25 protein-coding genes are annotated in these 25138 nt (G+C 48.8%); 13 read left to right on the top strand and 12 right to left on the bottom strand.

Annotated elements, in window-relative coordinates:
• Positions 1 to 68 precede the first annotated feature (68 nt).
• From M2404_RS14420 to M2404_RS14395, 6 genes are all read left to right on the top strand, one after another.
• Entirely contained in the window at positions 69 to 374 is a 306-nt protein-coding gene (locus M2404_RS14420) for a DUF6172 family protein (protein WP_259240456.1), read from the top strand.
• Between the two features lie 59 nt (positions 375 to 433).
• Positions 434 to 1702: a DEAD/DEAH box helicase gene (locus M2404_RS14415; protein WP_259240454.1), complete on the top strand. Its 1269-nt coding sequence runs from the start codon at positions 434 to 436 to the stop codon at positions 1700 to 1702.
• Positions 1703 to 1783: 81 nt separating this feature from the next.
• On the top strand, positions 1784 to 2137 hold the full coding sequence (locus M2404_RS14410) for a BON domain-containing protein (protein ID WP_259240453.1): 354 nt from the start codon (positions 1784 to 1786) through the stop codon (positions 2135 to 2137).
• A gap of 199 nt (positions 2138 to 2336) precedes the next feature.
• Positions 2337 to 4379: a bifunctional 2',3'-cyclic-nucleotide 2'-phosphodiesterase/3'-nucleotidase gene (locus M2404_RS14405; RefSeq protein ID WP_259240452.1), complete on the top strand. Its 2043-nt coding sequence runs from the start codon at positions 2337 to 2339 to the stop codon at positions 4377 to 4379.
• Positions 4380 to 4419: 40 nt separating this feature from the next.
• Positions 4420 to 4980, top strand: a complete 561-nt coding sequence (locus M2404_RS14400; RefSeq protein WP_259240451.1) for a GNAT family N-acetyltransferase — start codon at positions 4420 to 4422, stop codon at positions 4978 to 4980.
• Positions 4967 to 5476, top strand: coding sequence for a SixA phosphatase family protein (locus tag M2404_RS14395; RefSeq protein WP_259240450.1), 510 nt, complete (start codon positions 4967 to 4969; stop codon positions 5474 to 5476). The genes M2404_RS14400 and M2404_RS14395 overlap by 14 nt, the downstream gene beginning before the upstream one ends.
• Positions 5477 to 5540: 64 nt before the next feature.
• Here the strand turns inward: M2404_RS14395 and katG are convergent, their stop codons facing one another.
• The 6 genes from katG to M2404_RS14365 all read right to left on the bottom strand — a co-directional run bounded on the left by katG (position 5541) and on the right by M2404_RS14365 (position 11600).
• Positions 5541 to 7706: a catalase/peroxidase HPI gene (gene katG, locus M2404_RS14390; RefSeq protein WP_405047788.1), complete on the bottom strand. Its 2166-nt coding sequence runs from the start codon at positions 7704 to 7706 to the stop codon at positions 5541 to 5543.
• 225 nt (positions 7707 to 7931) lie between these two features.
• The gene (locus tag M2404_RS14385; protein WP_259240448.1) at positions 7932 to 8702 is read right to left on the bottom strand and encodes a substrate-binding periplasmic protein; all 771 of its coding nucleotides are present in this window, start codon (positions 8700 to 8702) and stop codon (positions 7932 to 7934) included.
• A 202-nt stretch (positions 8703 to 8904) separates the two neighbouring features.
• Positions 8905 to 9741, bottom strand: coding sequence for an NHL repeat-containing protein (locus M2404_RS14380; protein ID WP_259240447.1), 837 nt, complete (start codon positions 9739 to 9741; stop codon positions 8905 to 8907).
• A gap of 157 nt (positions 9742 to 9898) precedes the next feature.
• The gene (locus tag M2404_RS14375; protein WP_310503095.1) at positions 9899 to 10645 is read right to left on the bottom strand and encodes a class I SAM-dependent DNA methyltransferase; all 747 of its coding nucleotides are present in this window, start codon (positions 10643 to 10645) and stop codon (positions 9899 to 9901) included.
• A 143-nt stretch (positions 10646 to 10788) separates the two neighbouring features.
• Entirely contained in the window at positions 10789 to 11190 is a 402-nt protein-coding gene (rnk, locus tag M2404_RS14370) for a nucleoside diphosphate kinase regulator (protein ID WP_259240446.1), read from the bottom strand.
• Entirely contained in the window at positions 11190 to 11600 is a 411-nt protein-coding gene (locus M2404_RS14365) for a GreA/GreB family elongation factor (protein ID WP_259240445.1), read from the bottom strand. Before M2404_RS14365 ends, rnk begins: the two co-directional genes overlap by 1 nt.
• A 359-nt stretch (positions 11601 to 11959) precedes the next feature.
• On the opposite strand from M2404_RS14365, the gene M2404_RS14360 reads away from it, so the two are divergent.
• The gene (locus M2404_RS14360) at positions 11960 to 12493 is read left to right on the top strand and encodes an OmpA family protein (RefSeq protein ID WP_259240444.1); all 534 of its coding nucleotides are present in this window, start codon (positions 11960 to 11962) and stop codon (positions 12491 to 12493) included.
• 178 nt (positions 12494 to 12671) lie between these two features.
• Complete coding sequence (locus tag M2404_RS14355; RefSeq protein ID WP_259240443.1) at positions 12672 to 13775, top strand: endonuclease/exonuclease/phosphatase family protein; 1104 nt, start codon at positions 12672 to 12674, stop codon at positions 13773 to 13775.
• On the opposite strand, the gene M2404_RS14350 is transcribed toward M2404_RS14355, so the two are convergent.
• The 3 genes from M2404_RS14350 to M2404_RS14340 all read right to left on the bottom strand — a co-directional run bounded on the left by M2404_RS14350 (position 13772) and on the right by M2404_RS14340 (position 16060).
• A complete protein-coding gene (locus M2404_RS14350) occupies positions 13772 to 14182 on the bottom strand; it encodes a hypothetical protein (protein WP_259240442.1) in 411 nt (136 codons plus the stop codon). The genes M2404_RS14355 and M2404_RS14350 overlap by 4 nt on opposite strands.
• A gap of 106 nt (positions 14183 to 14288) precedes the next feature.
• The gene (locus M2404_RS14345) at positions 14289 to 15122 is read right to left on the bottom strand and encodes a class II glutamine amidotransferase (RefSeq protein WP_259240441.1); all 834 of its coding nucleotides are present in this window, start codon (positions 15120 to 15122) and stop codon (positions 14289 to 14291) included.
• Positions 15107 to 16060, bottom strand: coding sequence for an ATP-grasp domain-containing protein (locus tag M2404_RS14340; RefSeq protein WP_259240440.1), 954 nt, complete (start codon positions 16058 to 16060; stop codon positions 15107 to 15109). Before M2404_RS14340 ends, M2404_RS14345 begins: the two co-directional genes overlap by 16 nt.
• Positions 16061 to 16280: 220 nt before the next feature.
• Between M2404_RS14340 and M2404_RS14335 the strand changes: the two genes are divergently transcribed.
• Positions 16281 to 18047: an N-acetylglutaminylglutamine amidotransferase gene (locus tag M2404_RS14335; protein WP_259240439.1), complete on the top strand. Its 1767-nt coding sequence runs from the start codon at positions 16281 to 16283 to the stop codon at positions 18045 to 18047.
• Positions 18048 to 18111: 64 nt separating this feature from the next.
• Here M2404_RS14335 and M2404_RS14330 read toward each other — a convergent pair whose 3' ends face one another.
• Positions 18112 to 18564 (bottom strand): ferritin-like domain-containing protein, encoded by a 453-nt coding sequence (locus M2404_RS14330; protein ID WP_259240438.1) that lies wholly within the window; start codon positions 18562 to 18564, stop codon positions 18112 to 18114.
• Positions 18565 to 18925: 361 nt separating this feature from the next.
• On the opposite strand from M2404_RS14330, the gene M2404_RS14325 reads away from it, so the two are divergent.
• From M2404_RS14325 to M2404_RS14310, 4 genes are all read left to right on the top strand, one after another.
• Positions 18926 to 19978, top strand: a complete 1053-nt coding sequence (locus M2404_RS14325) for an aldo/keto reductase (protein WP_259240437.1) — start codon at positions 18926 to 18928, stop codon at positions 19976 to 19978.
• Positions 19979 to 20200: 222 nt separating this feature from the next.
• Positions 20201 to 21415: an MFS transporter gene (locus tag M2404_RS14320; protein WP_259240436.1), complete on the top strand. Its 1215-nt coding sequence runs from the start codon at positions 20201 to 20203 to the stop codon at positions 21413 to 21415.
• An 83-nt stretch (positions 21416 to 21498) separates the two neighbouring features.
• A complete protein-coding gene (locus M2404_RS14315; protein WP_259240435.1) occupies positions 21499 to 22374 on the top strand; it encodes a DMT family transporter in 876 nt (291 codons plus the stop codon).
• Between the two features lie 81 nt (positions 22375 to 22455).
• Positions 22456 to 22884: a CBS domain-containing protein gene (locus M2404_RS14310; RefSeq protein WP_259240434.1), complete on the top strand. Its 429-nt coding sequence runs from the start codon at positions 22456 to 22458 to the stop codon at positions 22882 to 22884.
• Between the two features lie 35 nt (positions 22885 to 22919).
• Here M2404_RS14310 and M2404_RS14305 read toward each other — a convergent pair whose 3' ends face one another.
• Both M2404_RS14305 and M2404_RS14300 read right to left on the bottom strand, forming a co-directional pair.
• Positions 22920 to 24005 carry a fatty acid desaturase family protein gene (locus M2404_RS14305; protein ID WP_259240433.1) on the bottom strand — a complete coding sequence of 362 codons (1086 nt, stop codon included), beginning with the start codon at positions 24003 to 24005 and terminating at the stop codon, positions 22920 to 22922.
• Positions 24006 to 24016: 11 nt separating this feature from the next.
• Positions 24017 to 25066 (bottom strand): flavin reductase family protein, encoded by a 1050-nt coding sequence (locus M2404_RS14300; RefSeq protein WP_259240432.1) that lies wholly within the window; start codon positions 25064 to 25066, stop codon positions 24017 to 24019.
• Positions 25067 to 25138: the final 72 nt, after the last annotated feature.

Genomic DNA, 25138 nt, shown 5'->3' with positions numbered 1-25138 from the left:
TTTATCCATGTACAATGCGCGGTTTATTAGCGCGTTCAGCTGTTGAGTGCCCACCTGTAGGAATTTTAATGAAAAAAACATTTGCTTTAACTCACGCTAAGCTGAATACGGCCCGTTTAACCGACGCCATTAAACACGAGATTAAAAAATACCTGGCCCGTGAACGGCGCAAGGCGCTGCCTGAGGGAACAGACTACTGGACATTTGATTGCCGCTTTGGTGCTTCAGCTGAGGTAGCCGAAAAAATCTTTACTTCTGAAATCAATAAACATATTGATGCAGCCGCAGCGCAACAACTGCCGCAATTTTATGTCGAGATCCTGGCCAGGGCTTGTCAGCATAAACCACGTTTACATGACGAAGCCACAGACTGATTTTTTACAGCCAGCTTCGCCCCTTATTTTGACTGTGGCCGGGCTACAGAGGAACTTATATGCAATTTTCATCGTTAGACTTAGCGCCTGATTTACTGCGCGCACTGGCTGAATGCGGTTACAACGAGATGACATCGGTGCAGGCTCAGGCTATTGTACCGGCGCGCCGTGGTAAGGATTTACAGGTGACTGCGCAAACTGGTACCGGTAAAACAGCGGCTTTCGCTATTCCGCTATTGCAACGCATGTTGGATACGCCAAAAGCCACGGCAGAGCGCCGCCCAAGGGCGTTGATCCTTACTCCAACCCGCGAACTTGCCGAGCAAATAGCCAATGCAATAAGCGGCTATGCGCAGTTTTTGCCTGTCAGTGTTACTGCTTTATACGGTGGTGTAAAAATGGGTGGCCAGGCGAGTAAACTAACCGCTGGTGTTGATATGGTGATAAGCACCCCCGGCCGCTTGTTAGAACACCTGGCTTTGGGCAACGTAATTTTAAGCGATGTTGAGTTTGTAGTACTGGATGAAGCCGACCGTATGCTGGATATGGGCTTTAGCGCTGATGTGCTGAAGTTGCTGCAAATGACAGCAACTAAACGCCAGACGTTGCTGTTTTCTGCCACTACGTCACCTGCGGTAAATGAGCTGTCGCATAAAATTTTGCATAACCATCAGCAAATCCGCGTGGCTAAAACCAATAGTGCAGCCGATACGGTAAACCATGTGGTGTACCCGGTTGAAGAAAATCGCAAAATTGAACTGTTTGAACAGCTGCTGGCAGAACACAACTGGTTTCAGGTGTTGGTGTTTACCAGCACCAAAGAACAGGCTGATCAACTGTTAGCTGGCTTGCAGCAGCGCAAAATTGATGCCGCAGTATGCCATGGTGACAAAAGCCAGGGCGCCAGGCGCCGCGCTATTGCCGATTTTAAAACCGCTAAACTGCAGGTGTTAATAGCCACTGAAGTAGCAGCACGTGGCCTGGATATTCAGGGGCTGGATTATGTTGTTAACTTTAACCTGCCTTATTTACCGGAAGATTATGTGCACCGTATAGGCCGCACCGGCCGGGCAGGGGCGGCAGGCACCGCTATTTCTTTTGTCAGCCGTGAAGAAGAGCAAAGCCTGGAGCGTATTCAAAAGCTGATGGGCAGCACTATTAAACGGGTTATTAAACCAGGGTTTGACGTGAGTAACCGTGGCTCACTGCTTAAGAGTATCTCGCGTAAGGTACTCACCGGGCGCTCGAACAAAGCAACCGAAACGGTAATAGATCTGGCAAGCTCTGGTAAGGCCGGGCGTAAAGCAAAACCACAGCGCACTAAGTAATAGTCAGGCCGTGTTCATAGTGTTGTGCCACGCTTAATGGTGTTTAACGGTATTACAACTAACATCTTTAAGGAGTAAGTTATGAATACGTCAGTAAAACCTGTTATTGCGTTAGGTTTAATCTGTGTGTTGGCAGTTGGCCTGTCAGGCTGTGAGAAAAAAGTTATCAATGAAAAAACCGGTGTGCCGGAAAACAACATGGTAGCTAAAGAAGGTCTGGCGGATGATGCCAATGTGTCCAGTGCTGTGATGGCTGCACTGCAACGTGAAGAGCAGCTTAAAGCTTTTAATTTTCATATTGAAACCCGTAAGGGCGATGTCACCCTGGTGGGTGACGTGGATACGCCGCAGCAACGTATGTTGGCCGAGCAGATAACGCTAGCCACAGCGGGTGCGCATACGGTGCAAAATAAAATAAGTGTAAAAAATAATTAGCCTTAAAGCGCATTTCCGGCTGATGTAATGGTGTTTTAAACGCGAATTTATGTTTGCAGCTTTTGTTCGGCGCTTTTTTTCTATAGGTTAGCCTGTACAACTGAGCCCGTTTGATTTTTCTGCACCAATTACAACAACAGCATACACCTGGCCGGAATACTCCGGGTTCCGGCCAGGCTGTAAAAGCCGGGATTTAACTATGTTCAAACTGTCTTTACCATTATTACTGCTATCAACAGCGGCAATGAGTATCACATCTTGTGCTGTCAGCACACCCCCACAAGCAGTAACCGTAAAACTGCGGGTACTGGAAACCTCTGATCTGCACGCTAATGTGATGGATTATAACTATTACACAGGTATGGCAGATCCCAGCATTGGCCTGGCACGTACCGCCAGCCTGATAGCAGCCGCCCGGCAAGGGGCTGTTAACACTGTGCTGGTGGATAACGGCGATTTAATTCAGGGCAGCCCGATGGGCGATTATGCCGCTGACAAAGGGCTGGCTGACGGCGAGGTACACCCGGTATATCAGGCCATGAATGTGCTGCAATACGATGTGGGCAATATTGGTAACCACGAGTTTAATTACGGCCTGGATTTTTTGCAAAAGGCGTTGGCCGGTGCTGCTTTCCCCTATATTAATGCCAATGTGTACTGTGCACAGCCGCAGTGCTGGCACGGCATAAAGCAGGGCGAACATTTATTTACGCCTTACCTGATTAAAGACACTGTAGTAACAGATACTGCAGGTAATCAGCACAATATAAAAATTGGTTATATTGGCTTTGTACCACCCCAGATTATGGTATGGGATAAACAGCATTTAACCGGCAAAGTACGCGCGGACGGTATTGTGGAAACAGCAATAAAACTGGTTCCGCAAATGAAAGCGCAGGGGGCCGATCTGGTTATTGCCATTCCGCACTCCGGCATTGGCTCCAGCGAGAACCCCGGCGATCCGCATGCTGAAAATGCGGTTTTTGCTATTACGCAGGTGCCGGATATTGATGCGGTGCTGTTTGGCCACAGCCATTCTGTTTTTCCGTCATCCAGTTACAGTGACTTGCCGGGGGTGGATATAGAAAAAGGCTTGCTTAACGGTGTTGCTGCCGTAATGCCGGGGCGTTGGGGGGACAATATGGGCCAGGTCGATTTTACCCTGAGCCTGCAACAGGGCAAATGGCAGGTAACCGATGTCAGTGCCAAAGCCGTAGCTATTTATGATGGTGCTAAAAAAGCGCCGCTGGTGGCTGCAGATAAACGTATTCACACCGCAGTGCAACAGGCACACCAGGGCACAATTGACTTTATGCAGCGCCAGATTGGGGTGGCTTCGGCCAATATGTACAGTTTTCTGGCGCAGGTACAGGACGACCCTACAGTACAAATTGTAGCTAATGCCCAGATAGCCAAAGTGAGTGCAATGCTACCGCCACAGCTGCAACATTTGCCGGTGTTGTCGGCTGCTTCGCCGTTTAAAGCCGGAGGGCGGCGCAGCTCGCCAACAGATGCGCAGCAGTACATTCAGGTGTCAGCCGGTACGCTAAGCTTTCGTAATGCTGCAGATTTATATCTTTACCCTAACACCGTAGTGGCTGTAAAACTTAATGGTGCAGAATTGAAAGACTGGCTGGAATGCTCGGCCAACCAGTTTAACCGTATTGATGTGACCAGCAGTGCGCCACAACAGCTGATTAACTATGAACACCCGACCTACAATTTTGATGTAATTGATGGCGTAAACTACCAGATAGATGTAACCCAGCCTGCCAAGTTCGGCCATGACTGTGAGCTGCTGGATGCCAGTGCTTCGCGTATTATTAACCTGAAATATACCGACAACAGTGGCAAGGTATTTAGCGGTAAGGCTCTGGCCGAAAAGGAATTTATAGTAGCTACCAATAATTACCGCGCTTTTGGTGGCCGTTTTGCCGGTACCGGCAGCGGGCATGTGGTAATGGAACTGCCCGACAGCAACCGTGAAGCGCTGGTAAGTTATATAACGCAGCAATCCGGCTATGATGCTGCCAGCGGGCAATACAGCAGTCAGGTAAACCCGGCGGCCGACAATAACTGGCGGCTGGCGCCTGTTACGGGCAGTGTAGTGCTGGATATCCGCTTTAGCACACAAGACAGCAAAACAGCAGAAGACTTTATTGACCACTATAAGCAGTGGCCTATGACAAAGCTGGGCACCGACGAGCAGGGGTTTGCCCAGTATCGTATTGATCTGCAGTAGATGCGACCAAAGAGCAATAGTAGAAAAGAGTGAAAGAGTAATGTTGAAAATTGCAGCAAGTAACAGGCTGAGTTTTACCCTATTGTCTGAACAGGATGCCGGGTTGCTGTTTGAAGTAGATCAGGATCAAGAAGTCATGCGCTACCTGAACGGTGGCAAGCTTACAACGATGCAAAGCATTGTTGATGTATTTATACCGCGGATGATGCAGTACCGCAGCCCGGCACAAGGCTATGGTATATGGCAGGTGCGGCGGTTAGGAGATAACGCTTATATCGGTTGGGTATTAATACGGCCGATGGGTTTTAATACTGCAACGCCAAGCCGCGATGACGTTGAGCTTGGTTGGCGTTTTAAGCGGCCGTTCTGGGGACAGGGCTATGCCAGTGAGGCGGCTCGTGCTGTAGCTGATGCGGTGCTGGAAAATAATAGCAATGTCCGGTTTTTGTCGGCAATTGCCGTGCCGGATAACGCTGGTTCAATTGGCGTTATGCGTAAACTGGGTATGCAGTTTGTAAAACGCTTTTTGCACCGTGACGCCCTGGGGGATGTCGATGCCGTGTTATACCGTATGGAGGCTAATCAAGTTGAAGCTAAATAAACTGCTGGCCTGGTGTGGTACGCTAAGTTGTTTATTTGCTCCGCAACTAAGTGCTGACACGGTTTATCTGGTGCGTCATGCTGAAAAGCAAGGCGACAGTATAGATCCGCCTTTGTCAGAATGCGGCAGGGCCAGAGCACAAGCACTGGCCGGTTACTTTGCTAACATTCCCCTTGCCGCCGTGTATGCCACACCGTATCAGCGTACCCGGCAAACGGCTGCTGCAGTGGCTGCTGCCAAGCAGCTTAGCGTAACAGACTACGACCCACGCCAGAGCGGGCAGTTAGTGGCACAGCTAACAGCGCAGGGGCAGCCGGTATTGGTAGTAGGGCACAGCAATACCGTGCCGCAACTGGTTAGTTTGCTGAGTGATATTGAAATGGCTGCATTGACGGAGCAAGACTACAACCTGTTGTATCGGGTTGAATTGGGGCCGCAGCCAGCAGTGATGTTAACGCGGCAGATGTTTGAATGCGACAAGCAGGCATCTGAATAAAAAAGCGCTGCACCTTTGCAGGGCAACGCTTTGCGTTTATAGCCGTTTAGATTATTGCAGCGGCTTAACGGTCCAGGTTCATAACTTTGGTCCAGGCTTTAACAAAGTCATCAACAAACTTTTGTTTCGAGGTATCAAAAGCATATACCTCAGCCACGGCGCGCAGCTCTGAGTTGGAGCCGAAGATCAGATCAACAGAAGTAGCAGACCACTTTTTGTTGCCTGATTTACGGTCAAAGCCTTCGTAGATGCCGTCGGTGGCAGACTTTTTCCACACGGTCGACATATCCAGCAGGTTAACAAAAAAGTCGTTGTTTAAGGTGCCGGGTTTAGCGGTAAATACACCGTGTCTGGCACCCTGATAGTTAGCATCCAACGCACGTAAGCCACCTACCAGCACTGTCATTTCCGGCACGGTCAGGTTTAGTTGATCGGCTTTATCTATCAGCATTTCTGTAGGCGATTTATAGCTTGCGGCTATGTCAAAGTAGTTTCTGAAGCCGTCAGCTGTTAACGCCAATTGGTTAAACGAGGCTATATCCGTCATGTCCTGGCTGGCATCACCGCGGCCCGGGGTAAAGGGCACAGTAATCGTATAGCCGGCGTCTTTAGCGGCTTTTTCTATTGCGGCCACGCCGCCTAACACGATTAAATCAGCCAGTGACACTTTTTTGCGGCTGGTATTAAAATCTTGCTGAATGGCGGTTAGCGCTTTTAATACTTTTGCCGTTTCTGCCGGGTTATTTACCGCCCAATCTTTTTGCGGGGCTAATGCAATGCGTGCGCCATTGGCACCCCCACGCATATCCGAATGGCGGTAGCTGGCTGCAGAGCCCCAGGCTACACGTACCAATTCAGGCACAGTTAAACCTGATTTTAAGATACTGGCTTTAAGCGCTTTTACATCATTAGCTTTAATGGTGGATTGGGTTTTTTCGTCAATCGGATCTTGCCAAATCAATACCTCTTTCGGTACTTCTTTACCTAAAAAGTTACGTGGTGGCCCCATATCGCGGTGTGTCAGCTTGTACCAGGCTTTAGCAAAGGCTAAGCGGTATGCTTCCGGATCGGCTAAAAAGCGTTCGGCAATTTTGCGGTACTCCGGGTCAAACTTCAGCGCTAAATCCGCGGTGGTCATTACCGGTGGGTTAAACTTACCTTTGATATGCGCATCCGGTACAATTTTATGCAGCGATTCGTCAGTCGGTACCCACTGAATAGCACCGGCCGGGCTGCGGCTTTGTTTCCACTCGAAGTTAAGCAGATTGCTTAAGTACAGCGATGTCCATTGCGTAGGTGCCTGGGTCCAGGCACCTTCTAAACCGCTGGTAATCGTATCTTCAGAATGGCCTTTACCACAGTTGTTTTTCCAGCCGAGGCCTTGTTCTTCAACGCCTGCTGCACCGGGCTCGGTTTCCAGGCAGTCTTTGGGTTTATGTGCACCGTGCATTTTACCAAAGGTATGGCCGCCAGCGATTAGGGCCAGAGTTTCTTCATCGTTCATGGCCATGCGCTCAAAGGCAACACGAATATTTTTGGCTGAACCCAGCGGATCGGGTACCCCTTTGGGGCCTTCAGGGTTAACGTAGATGAGGCCCATGTGGGTGGCACCCAACGGGCGTTGTAGCTTACCGTCTTTATCTTCACGGTCGCTGGCCAGCATTTCAACTTCCGGCCCCCAGTAAACCATATCGGGTTCCCAGTCATCGGCACGGCCGCCGGCAAAACCAAACGTTTTAAAGCCCATATTTTCCAGCGCGACATTACCGGCCAATACAATTAAATCTGACCAGGACAGTGCTTCGCCATATTTTTGTTTTACCGGCCACAATAAACGCCGTGCTTTGTCCAGGCTGGCGTTATCAGGCCAGCTGTTTAGCGGGTCAAACCGCTGCTGGCCACCACCGGCGCCGCCACGGCCGTCTAGGGTACGGTAGGTACCGGCACTGTGCCAGGTCATACGGATAAAGAATGGGCCATAGTTACCAAAATCTGCCGGCCACCAATCTTGTGACTGCGTTAGCAGGGCATTGATATCCTGCTTTACGCTGTCTAAATCCAGCTTATTAAAAGCGTCAGCATAGTTGAAGTCAGCGCCATAGGGGTTAGAGCGTGCATCGTGATCGCGCAGCACAGACAAGTCAAGTTGCTGCGGCCACCAAAACTGGTTTGTTCTTACGGCTCCCTGTTGAGCATTGCCCTGGCCTGAAGCACCGGCTGGCTTGGTCATAGTTTTGTCATTGGCAAAAGCAGTGCCGGATAGCAGCAACATGCTTATTATGCCTGCCAGCGCTCTGGTTTTAAACGTTTGTCTATTCATTGTCAGCTTCCTTTTTGTTAGCATTTTGTTGTTATTTGTAGTGCTGATGCGGTGAAGTATCAGGCACCGAACTAAACAACCGCCAAAATAGTATAGTAAGAAGCTAATTGATTGATGTGAATTAAAGTGATGATGTTAATCGGTAAATTCGATGATTCTGTCACCAAATATACGTTTTATGCTGCCATCTACGGCCATAGTTGTAATACTTTGCTGTATCGCTTGTGAGATGTGTGGGCACTGGCAGCTTTTGGCTAAGCCGATATATACCAGCTGTGGTGTGACAATATTCAGCGGAAAACTGACTTCTCTTATTTTTGCTGCCAGCTCCGGGTTTTCCTGCAATACAGCCCGAACCTGGATTGGTGGCAGCAGCGCGGCTGTTACCCGCTGTTTGGCAACAACTTCAAGTGCGGAATAAATAGAGTTTACCCGTATTACCTGACTGGGTGGCATAGCGTCAACTATTGTCGTCACTTTCGGGTGAAAACCATAGTTACGTATTGCTGCCAGCGTCATGGTAGATAATTCTGTAACTTGTTGTAGCTTACGGTTATCAGTGACAGACAAGTAAACCCGGTCTGGCTGGCGTGCGCCGTAAGGGATATATTCAATGGCTTCTCTGCCATCACCGGCTTTAAGAATGCTGACCACCAGATCGCTGCTGCCGTCGGTCAGTTCTTTCAGGCAGCGTACCGGCGGTGTGTTTTTACTGATTAATAGTTCAAATCCGGCACGGCGCGCCAGTTCCTGCATAAAATCAACGGATACGCCCTGTGCTTCTTTCGCTGTGTTATTAAAGTCAACATTGCCCGGAAACTCCCATACGCACCAGCGCAACTGCTGTTTGGCCTGTAGCGGACAAGCCGCAACCAGGCACAACAATATGGCAGACAATTTCAGCATGGTTTTAACACCTCCGTTGGATGTGGGGAACCAGTCTACGGCGAAAAGCTGGCGTTAACCAGCCTGCATTATGGCTGGAACTGTAGCGGGAAAGTGCATGCTATTGTTAAAACGAGTAAAGCCTGTGAAAACACCGGCAGCATATAGCGGCAGAATAGCTGCATTTTAATACTGCCGGCCTTATTAAACCGGTGCAACGAACTTAGTTTTTTGTTGGCAGGGTCAATTTATAAGCACTAACGGAATTGCCGAAAAAGGTTGGCACATACAATGTGTTAGTTGCGGCATCCCAGCCGATATCGGCGGTATTGAGCTTTTTTTCTTGCGTGTCCAGTATCGGCTCCATCCGGCCATCAGCGTATACGTAATAGATAATGCCGGCCCAGCAACTAACTATAAAATCACCGTTGCCTACCGGTTCCAGGCCATCAGCACGTTGTGAAAAACCTTTGGCTACTTGCGTGAGCTCGCCGTTTTTATCTGCTTTTAGCAGCAAATCTGCTGCAGCGATGTACAAGTCGCTGCCGATACTCTTTAAGCCGTTAGCGGCAATTATATCTTCCAGCCAGATGCTGATGCGCCCTGCAGCGTATTTGTACACACGGTTTTTGCGGGTATCAGAGATGTACACCACGCCGTGCTCATCTACCGTTACGTCATTTAAAAATACCGCATCGGGCGCAGGGATTTTGGTTGTAACCTTAGCTGTGGCAATATCAATAATCACCAGTTCGGTTAAGTCTGCTACATAAAGTTTACCCTGATATTGTGCCAAACCTTTGGGAGCATTTAAGCCGCGCAGCCAGTTATGCTCGCGCATACTGCCGTCAGTATTCAGCAGGGCTACGCCACCTTCGCCATCTGCTACATTGCCTTCACCATCAATTTCAGACACAAATAAAAATTTATCATCTTGCTGCTGATATACCAGCACTGACTCTGGCACACGTAAGCCATCGGTATGCCACAACAACTCCAGTTGTGGTTTAGCAGTTAGGGGCAGGGATAAAACCAGCAACAAAGCCAGGTATTTTTTCATCTGTGTTAACTCCGGACAACACTATTACTGCCGCCAGCATAACGTGCCCGGCAGCACAATGCGAACCTGGGTTGCTATTGGCACGGGTAACCATAGCCGTTTTCCATATCTGAAACTGTTTTAGTAGCGCTACAGCAGCACACAAAGCAGAGTTGGATCAGCGTTTTACACAGGCAAATAAGGCGTTGCCGGAGGTGTTGTCCCACGGAGATATTTTGTCGTAGTCGTGCGCTAAGATATGCACCTCAAAGTAAGGCAGCAGCAACGCTTGCAGTTCGGCAAAGTTGATAGCAACCATAGGGTGCTCATCCTGCCATAGCTGAGTATTACCCGCGCTGGTTTTGGCAATGCGCAGCTTAAGTGCTTGTTGCTCACCACTGCCGCTGTAATGCCACAGCGATTCAAACTCAAAGAGACTGTTGTCATGGGTGGTGCTGTGGCGCACGGCGCTGTGGTTGCAAATTTTGTCTTTATCTACTGCATTAAAACAAAACATTCCACCTGGGTTAAGCGCGGCATAGGCACTGGCAATACACTGCTTTAGCTGGTTAATACCGGCACTGTAATGAATGGAATATAAAAAGCAGCTGATAAGGTCAACCGGTTTATCCAGCGTAAAACTACACATATTTTGCAGCATAAAATGGGCTTGCGGGCAGCGTGCTTTTGCTAAGTCCAGCATAGGTTGGTTTAAATCCAGCCCGCTGCAGTGATAGCCATAATCGATAAAATGGCGGATATGTGGCCCGGTGCCACAGGCTAAATCGAGGTGGCTTTTACCACCATTACCCAGCAACTGGTGCAGCCGGTGTACGGTGTTGCTTTGCGCCGGGTAGTTAATGTCGCAACACATTAAATCATAGTAGCCGGATAAATCGGTGTATAACGCATTAGACGACATCATGGCTGCATAACGCCCGCGCAAAATTAAGGTGGCGCATTCTATAGCAGTTAAGCTGGTTTGCGAAGCCGGAAGCGTTTATCTGATAAATAAAGTACATGAGTAAAATACATCCAGCCCCGTTGTGAGCGGGGCTGGGGCGCTGTTCAGCGGTGGTAAGCACCTTCGCGCTCTGGCTGGTACAGCACTTCGTCTACGGTGATGGTTGACATATCGCCACTGGGCAGTGGCCAGTTAATACTATCGCCCACTTGCAGTCCCAGCAAGGCACTGCCTACCGGTGCCAGTATTGAAATAGTATTGCTTTGGGCGGCGTCTTTTGGGTATACCAGCGTTAAACTGCTGCTTTTACCATCAGCAAAGCTAAAGCGTACTGTAGAATTCATGCTTACCACATTGGCGGGCAATTGTTGCGGCGTTACCAAATTGGCGCGCTCCAGCTCCTGACGCAGGGTGTTGCTGCCCACAGTATCCGCTGGCAGGCTGCTAAGCAGTTGTTCCAACCGGTCAAAGTCGGTGGTAGATACAGTGATATCGGGTGTTTTCATTAAGATCTCCTTGGTTGACGGTGTGTTACGTTTAGTACTGTCAGCACGCGAAAATGCAGGCGTTGGCACAGTACGGTTAGCTCAATATCTGCATCGGGAGCTTTGCCAGCCAGCACTGCCCCCAGCGGCGAGATAATAGAAATACGGCCCCGGCGATAACTGGCTTGCGCCGGACAAACCACTTGTAACCAACCACGCTCATCGGTGTCGGTATTGTGCAGCTCTACCGAGCTGCCAGGCCGGATACAGCTGGTATTACTACTAAGCCGGTGCCTGGCCGTATCGTCGGCGATAAAATGTACAATACTTGCCAGCTGCAAGGCGGTAATTGGCAACAGTTGCTGGCATGCCAGAGCTGCAATAGCCCGGCTAACGGCGCCATAAGGCCGTTTGGGATAACAAAAGAACATCGGCGCTCCGGATCAGAGAAGCAAAAATGACATTAAGGGTTTAAGCAGAAAAAAGTGTTCAGCCGGCTTTGCGCAGGGCAAAACCGGCCTAGGAATGGAAGGCGATAGCGGTATTGTAAGGCCGTAGCACGCATAGCGTGTTAGCGGTAAAACATTCGGGGCTTTGCATGGTGATACCATAGTGGATTTGCGACTAAAGTTCAATCGGGATACTGCACAACTTTAAGTAAACAACTAGCAGAACAATTGAAAATAAGTAAGGGGTTTATTTTTATTATTTGTTAAATAAAAGTGTTTATTTGCCTAAATAAAACCATTAAAGTATGCGCCAGTATTTAACATTAAATAACGGAGTATAAATGTTGCGCATGTTATCGTTTTCCGTCGCAGTTATTGCGGCGCTAATATCAACCGGTTGTGTCAGCACGTCAAATAGCTCTACCGCAAGTTCGGCGGGGGTCAATGCGGAATCAGCCAAACCACAAACACTGTTTGCTGCCCGGTTGCAACCCGCTACGGGTGTCACTACTGCAGAGTTGGCTGACAATGCTGTTAAAGTGTCTTTTCCTGACATTACAGCGTTTTCGCATGATGGCGCCAGTATCAGCAATGAATTACAACGACAGTTAAGCGCAGTAGCAGAATCACTAAAAGGTATAACCTATCAAAATGTTACTGTGCTTGGGCATACTGATAGCTCCGGCCAGTTAGCCTATAACAACAGATTATCGCAGCAGCGGGCAGAGCAGGTCATGGCTTTTTTACAGCAGCAGGGATTAGCCGCTGAGCAATTGCTGGCCGAAGGCCGTGGGCCGTCAGAGCCGATTGCTGATAACAAAACATCGCGGGGCAGAGCAGCAAACCGCCGGGTAGAAATTGTCGTAGCGTTTTAATTATTACTTTTAAGCATCAAGCATAACGGCTACCAGCGGGTGGCCGTTGCTATTTATGCTTACGGCAGATTATGTTGTTGGTGCCAAACCGGCTTGTTGCCCGCCAGCGGTGTTTTTGCGTTGCCTGAGGCAGCGGGATCAGTTAGGGTTAAACACTATTAACCAAACGGAATAATGAATGCTGTCCAGTTTTGCTGTATTAACTGCCATATTGCTATTACTTACCCTGTTACCTCTTAGCCGCATTAAGCACTGGTTAGTACGTGGGCTGGATTTTCCCCGCTTGCAGCTGGCTGTACTTAGTGGCCTGTTATTGGTTGTGCAACTGACAACGCTTGATATAACGCAGGGTGCTAGCCAGTTGCTGATAGTGCTTAATCTGGGGTGCCTTGCTGTGCAGGGCTGGTGGATTTGGCCTTATACCCGCTTACACCGTACAGAGGTTCCGTTAAGCAAAAGCGTGGGTAATGACAGCCAAACGGTGTCAATAATGACAGCTAATGTGTTGATGACAAACCGTAATGCGCCTGCCCTTATCAAGCTGGTGCAGCAGTACAAACCTGATGTACTGGTAACGCTGGAATCTGATTTGTGGTGGCAACAGCAACTTGATAGGTTAAGTATTGACTATCCGCACAGCATCAAGTGCCCACTGGACAACTTATATGGCATGCATGTGTATTCACGTTTACCGCTGCACAATGGCGCGGTGCAGTTTTTAGTTGAACCGGATGTGCCTTCTATTCACGCCGAAGTGGAACTAACCAGCGGCATGCGCGTAGTAATGCATTTTGTTCATCCGGCGCCGCCAAGCCCAACTGAAAACGAAAGTTCTTCTGAGCGCGATGCCGAGCTGCTGGTATTAGCGGTGAGCGTCGCACAGTGTAAACAACCCCTTATCGTTACCGGAGATCTGAACGACGTTGCCTGGTCTGAAACAACCCGTTTATTTCGTAAGGTAAGTGGTTTACTTGACCCGCGTATTGGCCGGGGTATGTTTAACAGCTTTCATGCCGCTTACCCTTTTATCCGCTGGCCGCTGGATCACCTGTTTCATAGCAGCCACTTTAGTCTGCAAAAAATAGCACGTTTACCTAATATAGGCTCAGATCATTTTCCGCTGTTAATGACGCTACGTCTGGAAGGGAAAACCACCGCAGAGCAAACCGTAACGCTTGAACCGGACGATATGCAACTGGTAGCCAGTGATCTGGCTGAGCAAGCTGTATCGCCAGAGCAGGTGCACCGGCCAGAGAGAGCTGCCGATACACCGGCGGCTTAGTTAGTTAACATCCAGCCGTTTTCTGTCATGCGTAATGTCAGGGTTTGTTGTTTTACCTGATATTTGTCACCGGCTTTAAAATCGCCATATTGTAGCTTTAACATACCGGCAGACATGCCGGTTACCATTTTTTCCAGCGGGTTGCCGGGCTGTTCAGTCTGTTCGTTCATAAAAGCGGCAAAAGACTTTTTAAACGCAATATTGTAAGCCACTTCGGCGGTGTAATGGTTGTCACTGTCAGACCAGCCATTAAGCTTCTTTACATCGTTAATATCCATTAAACCGGCATATTTGGCATCATACTGCTGTTGTAGCAGTTGTTTTAGTTTAGTGTCACCCGGGGTGTCAGAGCAGGCTGTTAATGCAATCGCCAACAGAATGGCAGTAAGGCTACTGATAATTTTCATAATCACTCTTTAAGCTAAAAATAAGTGTAGCGATTATGATATAAAACGCGACACTGCGGCTAGTGGCTGCTGCTTATATTAGCAGTGGCCGTGCGCCGGTGTTGTATTAATGCTCTGTAAAGCGCTCAGTTTTAATGTTGCTTCGGTAAATAGTGGTAAAAGTGTTGCTGTCGATCGTTGTCCACTTATCACTGACATGATCCAGCGGCTCTGATACCACTATCGTGCTACCAGAGGGAATTTGCGGTTTTGAGTCGTCAAATTCTTCCAGACAACTCGCGTCTGTTGACACGAACTGTGTCATGGGGGCTTCATTATGTGAGTAGCGCACTGTGTAAAGCTTGTTGCCGTCAGAGATGGCACAAGACAGGTTCAGCACTCCTTGTTTATCAATCTGTTTTAACGTTTGCAGCACTTCAGCCACCATTTTTTGCATTGCTGCTTTGGGATTTTCCTGTAAACCATAAGTGAGGGCCAGCAAAAAGAACGTTTCGCTGTCGGTTGTACCCTGTAAGTGTGGGTACAACTTTGGCGCAATTTTTAGCTGTAGCTGGCGGCGTAACTTAGGAAAGTTGCTGACATGGCCATTATGTTGAAATAGCCAGTTTTTATAACTGAACGGATGGCAATTGGTCCGCTGAATATCACCTGTGGTCGTTGCCCTGATATGTGCCATAAAGGTATGAGATTTAACCTGGTGGCATAAATTGTTCAGGTTGGTGTTATGCCAGGCGGGTAAATCATCTTTGAACAGGCCGGGGCTGGCACGTTTGTCGTACCAGCCAATGCCAAAGCCATCACCATTAGTGCTTAGCAACTGGCCGCTGTTAGTGTAATTCATTTGGCTATGCCGACTTTGTACTACCAGCGAATGGTCGGGTTTGGTAACCAGAGTATCCAGATATATTGGTTTGCCGGTATAGGCTATCCATCGGCACATAAGATACCTCTTTGTAATTCAAGTACTTTGGCGCTGGGGTAACGGTTTTCATAAAAACGATGCACTTGCGATACAACAAAATCAATAATGGCATCGGCAATGTTAATTCCAGTTACTTTTTCTATACCCTGTTCGCCGGTAAAGTCGGGGGAAACATTGATCTCCAGCAGCATCGGGCCATCATTGGAGCGGACAAAATCTACTCCGGAAACGTTGATACCAATAGATGCAGTGGCAGATAGCACCATCTGTTCTTCGGCCGTTGTTAGCTGATAAGGTTCAGAGCAGCCGCCCAGCGCAACATTCGATCTGAAATCGCCATCTTGTGAGCGGCGGCACATGCTGGCTACTACTTTACCACCCACGACAAAAGCTCTGATGTCAGTGCCAGCAGCTTCTGTAACAAAGTGCTGGATAATATAAGATGCGCCTAACTGGCTGAATGTCCTGACGATGTTATCCATTTCTTTTAGGCTGTGTACCAGAAAAATACCGGTACCTTCGGTACTTTCAATCAGTTTAATAATCATTGGTAAACCGATAACCTTTGCCAGTTGCCGGAACCCCTGCGGTGTGTAGGCAATACCGGTAGCGGGAAACGGCAAGCCCCTGGCCAGCAGATACTGCAAACACTTTAATTTATCGCGGCCCAGCCGTAGTGCAGCCGGTGACTCACTGACATAGGTCCGGCTGCAGATAAATTGCTGTAATACGTTGGTGCCGTAATCGGTAAAGTTGACGTTTAAGCGCGGAATAATAGCGTCGAAGGTTTTGGTTATGTCTTTGTCGCGCCAGTAAATGGAGGGTTTGTCGGTTGTTAGCGCCATACTGATATCGCGGATGTTATATAACTGTGCAGTATGGCCTTTGGCCCGCGCAGCCTCCAGCAGCCGATGATCATCTGTTTCCTGATCGGTCGACAAAATACAAATATTCATTTCAACGCTACCTTAGTAATTGTTGATTAAAAGTTAAGTGTAGCACAAGGAAACCGGCACATTGCCCGGTAAAGGCCGCCAATTAAGGCTACACTTAAAAAAGTCTGCATTAGGTTGGCTTGAGAGCAAAGCCTGATGATGCTGTCAGATATGCTGAAATTTAGCGCCGGCCGGGTTTGTCAAAACCTGCTGCCATAAGCAATAAATGCAGAGGGTGAGTATGTGTGGAATAGCAGGAGAAATCAGTTTTCAGGGTAAGGCATCAACGCATTATGTTGATGCAATGTTAGATGTGTTGGCAGTGCGTGGGCCAGATGGCAGGGGCGTGGCAGCACAGGGTAATGTTTGTTTTGGCCACCAGCGGCTTAACGTTATTGATTTAACCGCAGCCGGGGCGCAGCCAATGCATGATGCCAAACTTGGTTTAACCATAGTATTTAACGGTTGTATTTATAACTATAAAGCCTTGCGCTACGAGTTGGAGCAACTGGGGCATCAGTTTTTTTCTACCAGTGATACCGAAGTTATTTTAAAAGCCTATGCCCAGTGGCAGGAACACTGTATGGCGCGGTTTAATGGCATGTTTGCCTTTGCTATCTGGCACCGCGACAGCAACAGCACCTTCTTTGCCCGCGACAGGCTGGGTATTAAACCTTTGTATTATCATCATAACGGTAACGGATTCTGGTTTTCATCTACCTTACCATCGTTGCTAAAATGCGCCGAAGTACCCCGCCAGCTTAGCCCGTTGGGCGTGCATCAATATATGTCATTCCGGGCAATTGTTGGTACTGATACCTTGTTTAGTGGTGTGCATAAGCTGCAGCCAGGGCATTGGCTAAAAGTTAGCGCGATGGGGGATGTACAGCAGGGCTGTTACTGGCAATTGCATGCAACAACCGACGACAACCATCGTAGTGAGCAGGACTGGCAGCAGGCGTTGAATGAGGCTTTATTTAACAGTGTCGGGCGCAGGCTGGAGGCCGATGTACCGGTGGGGGTACTGTTATCCGGTGGGCTGGACTCATCGTTACTGGTTGGTATGCTTAGCGAGTTGGGGCAAAAGCAGTTGCATACCTTTTCTATTGGTTTTGACAATGTAGCAGAAGAAGAGGGCAATGAATTTAAGTACTCAGATATTATTGCCAGCCACTACGATACCCGCCACCAAAAAATTTATGCCAGACATAACACCTTGCTTAACCATTTGCGCCCCTGCATTGAGGCGATGTCAGAGCCTATGGTAAGCCATGATGTAATTGGCTTTTATTTGCTGGCGCAAGCAGTAAGTCAGCACATTAAGGTGGTGCAAAGCGGGCAGGGTGCTGATGAGGTATTTGCCGGTTATCACTGGTATCCGCCAATGACAGAAGCCACTGACAGCAATGCGGCACAGTGCTACGCCGATGCATATTTTTCCTGGGACGAGGCGCAGTTAACACAAGTGCTGGCACCTGAATATTGCCAGCGTAACTATTCACTCAGCTATATTCAGCAGTATTTTGCCGGTTGTGATGCGCAATTGCCGGTAGATAAAGCTCTGCATCTGGACACCGCAGCTATGCTGGTAGATGACCCACTGAAACGGGTAGATAATATGACCATGGCATTTGGCCTGGAAGCTCGGGTGCCATTTTTGGATCATGAATTAGTCGAGCTGGCATTTCAAATGCCGCACCAGCTGAAATTGCGTGACGGTGGGAAGTATTTGCTAAAACAGGTAGCCCGGGAAATTATTCCGGCTGATGTTATTGACCGGCCCAAAGGTTATTTTCCGGTGCCGGCACTGCGTAAAATGCAAGGCGAATATCTGCAACTGGCTAAAGAGATATTCAGCCAGCCGGTAGCTCGCCAGCGCCGGTTGTTTAATATGGATTATATTGACACGATGTTGGCAAAGCCTGAACAGTTCAGTGGCCGGTTTGGTTCAAAGTTGTGGCAGGTTACGTTATTAGAAATGTGGCTACAGCAGCATAATATTCAGTGAGTAATAGCAAAGCCCCGCTGGTGTTAACCGCCGGCGGGGCTTAAAAGGCAGTTAAATTACCATTTTAATGGCGGGTGGCCTTTTTCAAAGCGCGCATTTCGTCATGGCATTCCTGCATGGTTGCCATAGATTGCAATAACGCTGCTTCAAACTGCGGAGGCTGATTTTCTTTCAGCGCAGCTCTGATTTCTTCGAGGGTTTTATCTTCAACTTCTTCCAGCTGGCTGATATAGGTGTGATCTTTGTCAGACGACATAGCACCAATAACTTTGGTATACACTTTACGCGCTTCAACTGAAAAGGCTGAACCTTCTTCGCGCTTGCCATCTTCCTGCACGGCAAATGGCTGTAAGCGCTCTTTTACCATACGGCGCGCATTTACCATGCGGTCAAAAAACTGAGCCAGGTGCTGGTCTTTAACTTTTTCTTTCGCATCGCCGTAAAACTCGATGCCGCTGTTAAGTACCTGAATAATGTCAGATACATGCTTCATTTCTGGGGTGTTTAACTGTGCCATAGTTAGGTTCTCCTTAATTGAGTGAAAACTTCAGCGGTAACCAGTATTGGTCAACCGGTGGTGAACATGTCCAGGCAGCAGGACAATAATGCAGTTGCAGTATATAGGCCAGCATGAAAAGCAAGCCCAAATAACGTGCTATTACTTATTTAGTTGTTTGATTAATATAGGTTTATTTTATTTTTTGCCGTGCTTGAAAGTACAGGTGCTTAACGCTGGGCCATAACTGCCAGCAGCATTAATTTCCTATTTTAGTTAACAAACAGGTAATTTTTACCTTCAGGTTGTCTGCGCTTTACTATTGGGCTAATGTGCCGCTCAGGTTACAACAACCGGTAAAACAGAAGAGAAAGAGGTCGTTATGCAATATGCCGTTATGGGTAGCAGCAAGCTTAAGATATCACGGGTGTGTTTAGGCAGTATGACCTGGGGTTGTCAGAACAACCAGACCGATGCCGACGAGCAGCTTAACTACGCGCTGGCGCAGGGCGTTAATTTTATTGATACCGCTGAAATGTATGCCATTCCTCCTACGGCTGACACCTATGGCAGCACTGAGCGTATTATTGGCAACTGGCTTAGCCGTAACCGCAATAAGCGCAATGACATTGTGCTGGCAAGTAAAATGGCAGGCAATGGCCTGGCACACGTGCGCGGTGGCAGCGATATGACACCGGCCACTTTACTGCAAGCAGTGGATGCATCTCTGCAGCGTTTACAAACCGACTATATCGATTTATATCAGTTGCACTGGCCTAACCGGGTGTCGCCACATTTTGGTAAGCATGCGGTGGGCCGCATTGGTTTTTCTGCCGTTAACGGCGGGCAGCACACTGAGCAGATGCTGGGGTTACTGCAGGCACTGGATAACTGTGTAAAGGCGGGCAAAATCCGCTTTTGTGGCTTATCAAACGAAACACCCTGGGGGATTAGCCAGTATTTACAGCTAAGCACACAGCATAATTTACCCCGCATGGTATCTATACAAAATGAATTTAGCCCGTTGCATACCAAAGACTGGCCCTATTTGATTGAACAGTGTGTCCACGAAAATATCGCCTATCTGCCCTGGTCGCCACTGGCCGGTGGCGCTATAAGCGGTAAGTATCTTAATGGTGCCCGTCCGGCTGGCACACGCTGGAGTATGCTGCAGCGCAACGGCTTATTTCGTGATACGCCACAGTCAAACAGTGCTATTGCTGCGTTTACGGCACTGGCGCACAGCCACAATATATCGGCACCAGCGCTGGCACTGGCCTGGGTTAATCAGGTAGATGGCGTAAGCTCTACCATTATTGGCGCTACCAGCATGGCACAGCTGCAACAGAATATAGCAGCATTTAAACTGCAGTTAACCGGTTCAGTGTTAGATGATATAGCGTTGTTTTTGCAGCAATACCCGGCACCGTTTTAGCACTGAGTTACCCCAAAAGCCGCATTCTCAGCCGGGATATCAGCTTTATGATAACAAGCTAAAACAAGGGCACAGATCTTTGCTGATTGCTGTCGTAAATACTGCCGTAATTACCATCGCAAATACCGCAGCCAGGCGGCAACCTGGCGCTTGGCAATGTTCCGCTAATCATACCGTGGTATATACTGGCCGCCTTTTTTACCAACCGCTTGCCGGAGAATTATGACAAGCGTTTCTAATGCGGGTGTATCTGGTGCTGTTGCACCGGCAGCATTGGCTGTTCCTGTTGTGGCGGCAGTGAGTTTTGTGCATCTGCTGAATGATCTGATCCAGGCTATACTGCCGGCGATTTATCCTATGCTAAAGCAGCAGTATCTGCTTAGTTTTGCCCAGATCGGCTTAATCACGCTGATTTTTCAAATTACCGCGTCGTTATTACAGCCCGCGGTAGGTTTTTATACCGACAAGCATCCTAAGCCGTGGTTATTACCGCTTGGCATGGTGTTTACGCTGCTGGGCCTGGTTATGCTAAGCCTGGTAACCAGCTTTGGCATGTTATTGCTGGCATCTGCCATGATTGGCCTGGGCTCATCTACTTTTCATCCTGAGGCTTCAAGAGTAGCCCGTATGGCGTCTGGCGGGCGTTATGGTTTGGCGCAGGCGGTGTTTCAGGTGGGTGGTAATGCCGGCTCAGCGCTTGGGCCTCTGTTAGCTGCAATGATAATTATTCCGCGTGGGCAGGGCAGTATAGGCTGGTTTTGCTTGTTCGCTATAGTAGGCATAATGGTACTGCAGCGCGTTAGCCGCTGGGTTATTACCTCACATGCCACAGCACATAAACGCAGTAGTATCGTTGCTGATAATGGCTTATCGCCACGGCAAACCAAGCAGGCATTGCTGGTTCTGGCCCTGCTGGTATTGTCCAAATACGCATATATGACCTGCCTGAGTAATTTTTACACCTTTTATCTGATTGAAAAGTTTGCCGTATCGGTGGCTGACTCCCAGTTATTTTTATTTCTGTTTCTCTCTGCAGTGGCAGTAGGTACCGTGATTGGTGGCCCGGTAGGTGACAAAATCGGCCGCAAGCCGGTGATTTGGGTGTCTATTCTGGGTGCTGCACCACTAACCTTGCTGTTACCCTACAGCAACCTGTATGGCGCTGCTGTGCTAACGGTACTGATAGGCCTGGTTATGTCGTCGGCGTTTTCGGCCATTATTGTTTTTGCCCAGGAACTGGTGCCCGGCAATATCGGTATGATCTCGGGCATTTTTTACGGCATGATGTTTGGTTTTAGCGGCATTGCTGCTGCGGTACTTGGCATAGTGGCCGACGCCACCAGCATCACCTATATTTTTAAGCTGTGCGCCTGGTTACCGCTGCTGGGCGTGTTAGCTATTTGGCTACCTGATATGCGGCGTATTGGTGCACACTAACACTGTTCGTGTAAAAGACATTTTTATGTTTATTAACATGTGTTTATAGTTGCCGGTTAAAGGTTTCTGAATGAGTTTTGTCAATGTCTGCTCCGTCTTTATCAAACGTCGATAACCCGCTGCGTGGGATTCTATGTATGTTGCTGGCCGTGGCGTTGTTTGCTGCTATGGACGCCGCGATGAAGTCGTTAACACCATATTACAGTGCGATGCAAATTGCCTGTTTGCGCGGGGCTTTGGCCTGGCCTTTGGTGGTAGTTTGGCTTATTAGCAGTGGCCGGCACAAAACTTTGCTAAATACGCGCTGGAGCCTGCATATTTTGCGGGCGGTATTGGGCGTTACCATGCTGTGGGCTTTTGTGTTTAGCCTGCAAAGCCTGGCGCTGGCTGAAGCTTATACCATCTTCTTTACCGCACCGCTGTTAATTACTGCTATGTCTGCATTCTGGTTAAAAGAATATGTGGCACCACGGCACTGGGTGGCCATTGCCATTGGCCTTATCAGCGTGTTGTTTATGCTACAGCCCGATGGCGATAAGCTGATTAGCTTTGGTGCCTTAATGGCATTGCTGGCAGCATTTTGCTATGCGGTATCAGCGATAACAGTACGTATTCTGGGCCGTACAGAAGGTACCGGTAATATGGTGTTTTGGCTAATGACACTGTTATCACTGGGGGCCGGTGTTTTAGCATTGCCAGACTGGCAGCCGCTTCGCAGCGAGCTGTGGGTAAGTTTTGTGCTTATTGGTATTACCGGTTTTGGCGGCCAAATTGCCATTACGCAGGCATTTAAAATAGCACCGGCTGCCTTGATAGCACCGTTTGAGTATACGGCGCTGTTGTGGGGTATTGGTTTTGATATTGTGCTATGGCAGTTATACCCACAGTTCTCAACTTTGGCCGGGGCGGCAGTTATTATGTCAAGCGGCTTGTATTTGTTGTGGCAGCACCGTAGGTAGCAGGCTGGCAATGCCGCTGAAAAACGCTATAGTCTTGCCATTTGCCGTTAATTATTACAGTGGCTTAGCCAAAGGTGTGCCATGCTAAATGTAGCCCAGCTAATGAGCGTTAAGCCGGTTAGCGTATCGCCGGACGATACATTGTCGGTGGTAAAACATATTTTTGATCATGTGAAGTTTCATCATGTACTGGTGGTGGAACACGGCATTTTGCTGGGAGTGCTATCTGATCGTGATTTGTTTAAAGCCTTAAGCCCGCATATTGGCACAGCTGCAGAAACCCCGCGCGATCTGGCTACCTTAAATAAAAAAGTACACCAGGTTATGCTGCGTAAACCGGTTACCTTGCAGCCTCAGGCCAAGATAATGGATGCTATACATCTGTTTAACACCGAAGGTGTATCCTGTATTCCAATTGTAGACAGCAAACAACATCCGCAGGGTATTTTAAGCTGGCGCGATATTATCCGCGCGCTGGACAGAACCGATAAGCGTACTGCGGCCACCTGACAAAGTATCTGCACGAAGCGGTTCAGTAGCTTTTTCTACAATGCCTTTACTGCTTTCTCACCACCCGGTAGTGAATAACGCATAATACGTAAAAATACCGTGCTGTATTGGCGCACAAAGCTACCTGTATTATAAGGGATGCCGTATTTAGCGGCGATAGCCTGCACTTGTTTTGCCATAGCCGGGTAGTGCCGTGCCGGAATATCGGGGAACAGGTGGTGCTCTATCTGGCAGCTTAAGTGGCCGGTTAAAATATGCAGCCAGGTGGGGCCGGTAAAGTTAGACGAGCCCAGCATCTGGCGGTAATACCACTGGCCACGGCTTTCGCCCTCGCACTCTGCCGCGCTAAACACATATATGTCTTTGGTAAAGTGGCCGCAAAAAATTACCGTTGACGTCCATAAATTGCGCAGTAAATTAGCCAGTAAATTACCGGTTAGCACCCATAGCCACATTGGCCCGGCGATTAGCGGGAAAAATACATAGTCTTTAATCAGTTGGCGCGCACCCTTGCCAAAAAAGGCCTTTTTCAGCTCGCTATCGCTAACCTGTGAATGGCGCTCAGGCTTCTTTTTACCAAAGAATACCCGCTGCGCAGCTAACTCGTGATACGACACTCCCCACTGAAACAGCATGCTTAGCAGCAGATAAGAACCTCCTTGCCACAGGTTCCGCAGCCGCCAGCGAAAATCGTTGCTTAAACGCAGCAGGCCGTAACCAAAGTCGCGATCTTTACCAATAATATTGGTGTAAGTATGGTGCTCAAAATTATGTGTGCGCTGCCACGAACCGGCATCGCAGGCAATATCCCACTCGTAGCGTCTGGAATGCAGCATCGGATCATTCATCCAATCATATTGCCCGTGCAGCACATTGTGGCCAATTTCCATATTATCGAGAATTTTTGCCAGTGCTAACAATAATACACCTGCCAGCCACAGCCAGGGCGTAATAAAACCCAGCACCATTAAAATGCGCCCGCTTAGTGCACTTAAACGCTGAGTGAGTAATACGCGGCGGATATAGCGCGCATCGGCGTCACCCAATTGCTGTTGCACCTGCTGTTTTACGCTATCGAGCTCATGCGCCAGCGCGGTAAATTGTTCGGTGGTTAGTTTCATTAAAGGTCCTGTTATAGCTTAATCACTAATTTGGTTACCGGCTGGCTTACACACAGCTGAATTTGCTCAGTACCGTGGCTGCTGAGTGCTCCGCTGCGTAAATCACGCACCTGGCCGGATACTTTGTCACACACGCACTGAAAACATACGCCCATACGGCAACCAAAACGTGGCGTAAGGCCGTGTTGCTCGGCACTTTGCAATAAACTTTGCTGTGGGTTTAGTGTTACCTGTGTGCTAGTACCGGCGCGGATAAAGCTGGCGGTTAGCTGCTTGGTATCAGTGGTGTGCTCAGCCGGGGCTGGTATTACCAAACCAAATTGCTCTTGCCGGATTTGCGCGGCATTTACGCCGTTGTTAGTAAGTGCTGTGTGTATCTGCTGCATAAAACCTGCCGGGCCGCACAGATAAAACTGCTTGTTGCTGCTGTTAGCAATCAGCTGTTGTTGCAGTGTTTCAGCAGGTTCGGTACGGCTGTCAGATAACGTTAAGGTAAACAGCGGTTGGCGTGTGGCGAGTTGTTGCAGGTCGTTTAACAAGGCGGCGTTTTCTGCCCCGCGGCAGCGGTAAAATAAACTTACCGGCGCCAACCAGTGGCGCTGGCTTAACAGCATGGCTGCTACAGGCGTAATACCAGAGCCCGCCGCCACAAATACTGCGGCTGCAGCCGGTTGCTGCCAGGCAAAATTACCCTGCGCTTTACTGATATTAACGACAGCGCCATTTTTTAGCTGGTTTAATAGCGGCGTAAATTCGCCATTGCGGTTAATTTTGCAGCACAGCTGTATTTGGCGCTGGCTTTGCCACAGGCTAAGTGGCGAGCAAATACTAAAAGGCCGGCTGATATAGCGGCCATTGTGTTTGAACGTTAGAACCACATGCTGGCCCGGCACAAAGCCAGGCCATCGGCCGGATATACTAAAGTTAAGCTTTAGCATATCAGCGGTTTGCCATTGGCGGTACAGCAGGCGGGCGCGATACTGGCCCGGTAGAAAGCCCGGCGCAATGTGCTGTAACAGCGGCAGAAAATATAGGGTTAACGAACTCTGATTGCCCAGCATTAAACAAAAGTTGCGCCAAAGGCGCGATAAAAGTGGTTTCACTACAGGATCACATACCGGTTAATTTCAGCG

Origin of the sequence: Rheinheimera pacifica (genome assembly GCF_024809855.1) — a bacterium.
In the GTDB taxonomy this organism is placed as follows: Bacteria; Pseudomonadota; Gammaproteobacteria; order Enterobacterales; family Alteromonadaceae; genus Alishewanella; species Alishewanella pacifica_A.
This window is presented reverse-complemented; position numbering and strand designations above follow the sequence as displayed.